The sequence below is a fragment of the Psychrobacter sp. T6-1 genome (assembly GCF_052258445.1).
On record NZ_JBQQFC010000154.1, the window covers coordinates 1 to 5602 of the forward strand.

The 5602-nt window shown below is 35.2% G+C and carries 7 protein-coding genes and 1 pseudogene; all 8 read right to left on the reverse strand.

Annotation, left to right across the window (positions count from 1 at the left end):
- Positions 1-119 precede the first annotated feature (119 nt).
- The gene (locus tag ACTXGO_RS08885) at positions 120-407 is read right to left on the reverse strand and encodes a type II toxin-antitoxin system RelE family toxin (protein WP_443543640.1); all 288 of its coding nucleotides are present in this window, start codon (positions 405-407) and stop codon (positions 120-122) included.
- A complete protein-coding gene (locus tag ACTXGO_RS08890; protein ID WP_443574109.1) occupies positions 397-648 on the reverse strand; it encodes a type II toxin-antitoxin system Phd/YefM family antitoxin in 252 nt (83 codons plus the stop codon). The genes ACTXGO_RS08885 and ACTXGO_RS08890 overlap by 11 nt, the downstream gene beginning before the upstream one ends.
- Positions 649-718: 70 nt before the next feature.
- On the reverse strand, positions 719-922 hold the full coding sequence (locus ACTXGO_RS08895) for a hypothetical protein (protein ID WP_443574111.1): 204 nt from the start codon (positions 920-922) through the stop codon (positions 719-721).
- A 15-nt stretch (positions 923-937) separates the two neighbouring features.
- A complete protein-coding gene (locus ACTXGO_RS08900) occupies positions 938-1765 on the reverse strand; it encodes a DUF6602 domain-containing protein (RefSeq protein ID WP_443574113.1) in 828 nt (275 codons plus the stop codon).
- Positions 1758-2222, reverse strand: coding sequence for a M67 family metallopeptidase (locus ACTXGO_RS08905; protein ID WP_443574115.1), 465 nt, complete (start codon positions 2220-2222; stop codon positions 1758-1760). Before ACTXGO_RS08905 ends, ACTXGO_RS08900 begins: the two co-directional genes overlap by 8 nt.
- Positions 2219-3877 carry a ThiF family adenylyltransferase gene (locus tag ACTXGO_RS08910; RefSeq protein ID WP_443574117.1) on the reverse strand — a complete coding sequence of 553 codons (1659 nt, stop codon included), beginning with the start codon at positions 3875-3877 and terminating at the stop codon, positions 2219-2221. The genes ACTXGO_RS08905 and ACTXGO_RS08910 overlap by 4 nt, the downstream gene beginning before the upstream one ends.
- 2 nt (positions 3878-3879) lie before the next feature.
- A complete protein-coding gene (locus ACTXGO_RS08915; RefSeq protein WP_443574119.1) occupies positions 3880-4821 on the reverse strand; it encodes a nucleotidyltransferase domain-containing protein in 942 nt (313 codons plus the stop codon).
- A 61-nt stretch (positions 4822-4882) separates the two neighbouring features.
- A pseudogene (locus ACTXGO_RS08920) lies at positions 4883-5602 on the reverse strand (ribonucleotide-diphosphate reductase subunit alpha); the annotation flags it as partial.

A 5602-nucleotide genomic window follows, 5' to 3' on the forward strand; every position in this document is an offset into this window, starting at 1 on the left:
CCCACCATCTTTGATGATTGCGGTATAGCTCACGTCTGTGACCTCCGTCGTTTTTGTGCCATCTTTATTATAGTCATCAAGCTTGAGCTTAAAATGCTAAGATTTAATAGTACGTTTCATTAACGCTTACGCGTTGTCAGGCTATCATACACTTTGTTATTTTCTCTTTTACCTACGGCTAGCACATAAACCACCACTACATCATCTTTTACGGTATACACCAGCCGGTAGCCTATGGTGCGTAACTTGATCTTATAAGTGTCTGTATGTCCCGAGAGCTTTGACGCTGGCACATGAGGGTTAGATAAGCGCTGCTGTAATTTTTTCTTAAATTGCTGCTGAATGTTTGGCGCTATCTTTTTCCACTCTTTTAATGCCAAAGGATGAAACTCAAGATTATAAGTCATCCAACGTGACCTTTATGGGTATCTGCCCGTCCTTCATCCGTGTGTCAACGGTTTGGCTTAATGCCATATCATCCATTGCTTCCATCATACGCTCAAAGACGTCTGTTGAAACTAAATAAGCCACAGGTTTGTTATGATTTAAAATAGCAACGGACTCACCATCTGACTGTTTGATCACTGCCGAAGGGTTGGTCTTTAACTCTGAAATACTGACTGTCTGTGTTGCAAATATGGGTTGCATGATTCATTCTCCGCTAATACTAGGCTCTAAATATAGGTCTAATTTTAGCACGAAAATTAGGTCTTATTTGTTACTGTTTTAATTCTAAATATTTTAATGAGCCAATCCCGCCTACCGCTTGTATCTGCCTAGCCGCTGGCGTGCAGTCTATTGTGTCTGGTAGCGTTCCAACGTTCGAGCGACCACTCCCAGCCACAGACTGCATCGCCATCGTCGTCAGCAGGATACCGCTACCGTCGGGGCTAAGAAGCCTCTTTGAAGCAAAGTTAGTCAATTCTTTTAAAAATATTTAAAGTTCTTTATCGATATCTTCACCAATAACATCAAGATAAGCTTGCAAATCAATAGCTGGAATAGTTCCTATAGCTTGCTGAAGGTATTGAGTTAGTTGCATAAAGAAAGTAATTAATGAATTTTCAGCTTTACTAAAATTCAAATTATTATATTGTCTAGATTCATAATAATCATTTATACGCTTAGAGAGGTTTTCTTCTGTAATATCTTCTTCACCATGATAATCAGCATAAAAACTACCGTAGTCAACAACACAACCTAAGTCTATTCCTTTTAAGCCCCCTAAGTTTCCAAGATGTTGCTCAATAGTATTATTACTCTTGTGACTATAGGTATTTGTAGTAGCTAAAATTCCACCTAGTATTTTAGTCAAAGGTCTAGGTTGAAACTTTCGACCAGAGTTGATCATCGAAGTGGATGTCCGAGTTAATTGTCTAACACTCTCTATTTTCTTACCTGCATACTCTATGTAACTATCCGAACCAACATTACCTTTTATATCAGGCTTAACCTCAAAAATAGCATAAACACCTTCGGCAGGGACATAATGAAAACCATTTTGTGTAAAGATAAATGGAGTAAAGTAGTTATCATAAATAACTACATCAATTTGATGGCTTGTATTCCCTAGATGATCTATGATGATTGCTTTGTCTACACTGTAGCGATTAGGTAAGTAACTTCTTAACCATTCAATCCATGCATTCTCTAATGAATCACCTTTTGAACCAGGATGATGTATGAAAGCTCTATTAGTACTTAGTTGAGCAGACATTTGCTGTTGCATGCTTGCAAATAACTCTGGTAGTGCAATCTTATTCATATAGTTCTAACCTATTATTATTAAGAACAAAAAAATTAAAATCCTTCAAACTATCGCTAGTAATACTCAATATAAGTAAGATAGGATTATCAATTTTTACGCTTTTTTCGCGAGCAATACTAATCATGGCATTTAAATCTGTTGAGCTATAATATGCTTCACCATCTGGATGAGTATGCCACTCACCAATATAGTAGAGTCCTTTACTTATGAACAATTTTTCAAACTCTGTTTTTAAATAGCTGGACTCTCTAGTAAATTCAATTCGACTACTCTTAAAAATATCTGCTGTGATTGATTGTTTAATATACAAGGTTTTAAAATCATTAGAATATTTGCCAATCAAAAAGCCACCATACTCTTTAGGGTAGTGTCCACAGCTTGACTGATAAATACTTTTTAACAAGCTATCTTCGACTACTAATTTCAAATTCTTGTAGTGTTTGGTAATAGTCAAAACTTACTCACTTTCAAAGACTCATAATTATTATCATGATTAATTACAAAGCTATTTAGCTGTCTGTTACTAATCATGATGTTTATATGTTTTAAAGCAAACTGTGTAAGTGTAGAGATATCATTATAAGAAGCTCTAAAAGTCGGGCTCCAACAACCTATAGGATTGTATAAATCTTCAACGTCATTCTCTAGAATATTTTTAAACTGATGTCTAACAAACTTATAAGTATTTGGTGATACACCACAAACGAGTGATTCGGCATGATTAGTAATAGATAAGTTGATAATAGTCGCTGTAATATTAAGATTGTCTAAAATATACATCAAGTCATCATCAGTAGAACAGTCAAATACGTAGTCATAATTGGACAACTCTTCTTCAATAACATCTTTCAATATATTACCGTAAGATTCGGATTTCAGCTGTTCTGTGATCAGGCTTTTACCTGTACTAATTTTAACAAAGGGTGAGATGCTATAAAGTAATATAGATAGTTCGTCTACCTTGTTAATAAAACCATAATTAAATTCGTACTCTGAACGACAAATATTCTCAGGTTTTTTAATATCGTAATCAATTATTGAGATATTTTTACATCCACAACGTACTAAAGTTTTAGCAACATTGCTTCCAACAGCGCCTACACCAATAATTAGTATCTTAGAAGTAGTTAAAGTTCTATCAAACGCACCTCTACCAAAAAAGTAAGAGTAAGATGAGTTATTTGTTAATGCCCAGTTAATATCTTTATCTTTTAAACTATAAATAACTTTACCGTTTATATCTATAATGCCTTCAAAGATACTGTCATCAATATTTATTAAAGCTACTTGCCAATGTATATTACTATCTTTCGTATTAAAACCTACGAATAAAGGTATTGGTAACTTAAGATTGTGTATGCTTCTTAAACTAATCACATATCTAGATAAATACTGTAAAAAATCTTGGCTGATTAAACCTTCAAAACTTTTCCAATTGTTAAAAGAGAATCGCTCACTAATAGCTGGAGAATCTTTAATAAAGATGTATAGTCCTTGTTCACTCTGACTAGAATCCATGTAGTAAGAGTTCCAGCCACAATTTTTAATTGCAAAGCTTGAGGAGTCAGTAAAACTTTGAACTAGATAATTACTTATATGACTTTGATAGTATGGCGAGCTAATTAATGGCTTGAGAGAAACCGTCCCAAACTCTCCCTTTTTGAAGCTTTCTTTTACATCAGTAAACTGATAAGAGTAATGGCTACCTTCGAAAGCATCGTTATTGACGATTAGATGCTCATAATGACTATCTTTTTCCTCTTTAACTATATATTTAGTAATCCAGCTTTTAATTGCATCGAAATCCTGTATTAACTTCTGTCTGAAATCAATACAATGTTTGTTATGGAAACATACTGAGCCATCACTCATTACATGACTGTATTCAATCAGATCAAGATTATTAAAGCTTATGGTTTCAGAACCACTAAATTTAAATGGATATCGAGAATTGATTGTCACTTCAAAATTTATTTCTTCATTAAGACCCTCAAAGTCAAAAGCTATATTGAAACTTACGAGATTGTTATCGAAGTTAAAATCTCGTAAGTTAGATACGTAGCTTATGCTACCAATAGTATCTAGTAGCTCTTCTTTAGAGAATCTCATATCTAACCAAAACGCTGTGTAGATGAAGGCGTAGAAACTGGGCTAGCTCCAGCAACACCATAGCTCAAACTATTATTGTTAGATTCTTCAGAAAACTCCTCGTTTTTCTCAAAATAGTATTCAATTTGTTTTTCGTTGTTTCCAATATTAGTTAGCATCAACTCAAAATCACTTCTTAGCGAGTTTTTTTGATATGGTTCTAACGTATTTATTAAGTCATTAGCACCATTGCCTGGATCAGGAAGCTTGAATGTATCGTTCTCAATATTGTCTACGACATATTGGAGAACAGCCTTAAATTGCTCCCATAAATTACCCGTAGGCGAGGTATAGCTATAAGCTTTAATAACTAAAAGTTCAAAAAAGAAAGATTTATATTTTTTAGAGTGCTGAAACTTCCAAATCTTTAGTAGTCTAATAATTTTTCGTTCATTTTCTTTTCCGCTTATATGATCAATTTGATTTTTAATATTTGTTTTTAGATACCCAGTTTCTGATGGATCTAAAGAGTTAATATGAAGATTTAAATTTCTTGACTCAGTATAACCATCTACTCGTGTTTCTCGAGCAGGTACGATATCTATTTCAATATCATCTTCTTCAAAAGCTAGCCCAATAGAAACACCTTGCTTTCGAACAGTAGTTCTATCATTAAACTTATCATTTAACTTTTCATAAATATCGTTGAACATATCTTCTAGTGTATTGAAGCTTTTATATTTGAAAGGTACAACTGCGTCCAAGTCAAATTTTGTATTAACAGCAGTGTGCTTACTGTAAGATCCTGAATCGAAAGGACTGTAAATTTTGTTACCATATTCGCTATTCAAGAAATCTTTAATTTCATTGCGTCTATCTCTATACTTATCGAAAACATCTTTTATGTGTTTCATTTTATGTGTTTCAAGCACTTCTTGTAGATAGTTACTTTTATAGTCAGCCATTAGCTTAGTCCTCTAAATAATATTTATAAGTTAGAACTGTATTTACACAGATTCAATCAACCTAAATCTTACAAGCCCCGCCAGCACAATCATCTTCCATATCCGCTTGGGCATCGTTCGCACCATCACGGGTGTTATGGTAATACAACGTTTTCACGCCAAGCTTATACGCGTTTAGCAGATCTTTAAGCAATATCTTCATCGGTACACGGCCACCTTCATAACGCACAGGATCATAGTTGGTATTGGCAGAGATACTTTGATCGACGAACTTCTGCATGATAGCGACTAGCTTGATATACCCATCGTTATTAGGCATTTGCCACAGTAGCTCGTACTGACCACGTAATTTTTCGATCTCAGGCACAACTTGCTTGAGGATACCGTCCTTTGAGGCTTTGATAGAGACCAGACCGCGTGGTGGCTCGATACCGTTAGTAGCATTAGCAATCTGGCTAGAGGTTTCAGACGGCATTAGCGCGGTTAGGGTCGAGTTGCGCAGACCGTGCTCAGTAATTTCCTTACGCAAAGTTTCCCAGTCCAGATGCAATGGCTCTTGGCAAATCTTATCCAAGTCCTTTTTGTAGGTATCAATCGGCAAGATACCTTGCGAGTAGGTGGTCTCGTTGAAGGCAGGGCACGCGCCTTGCTCTTTTGCCAGTTTATTTGAGGCTTTGAGTAGATAGTACTGCAAGGCTTCAAACGTTTGATGGGTGAGACCCAATGCTGAGTCGTCTGAATAGCGTACGCCATTCTTCGCAAGGTAATAGGCATAGTTAAT

Coding starts and splice junctions, on each gene's coding strand:
- ACTXGO_RS08910 (WP_443574117.1), bottom strand. CDS start 3,877: ATGAGATTCTCTAAAGAAGAGCTACTAGATACTATTGGTAGCATAAGC.
- ACTXGO_RS08890 (WP_443574109.1), bottom strand. CDS start 648: ATGCAACCCATATTTGCAACACAGACAGTCAGTATTTCAGAGTTAAAG.
- ACTXGO_RS08900 (WP_443574113.1), bottom strand. CDS start 1,765: ATGAATAAGATTGCACTACCAGAGTTATTTGCAAGCATGCAACAGCAA.
- ACTXGO_RS08885 (WP_443543640.1), bottom strand. CDS start 407: ATGACTTATAATCTTGAGTTTCATCCTTTGGCATTAAAAGAGTGGAAA.
- ACTXGO_RS08915 (WP_443574119.1), bottom strand. CDS start 4,821: ATGGCTGACTATAAAAGTAACTATCTACAAGAAGTGCTTGAAACACAT.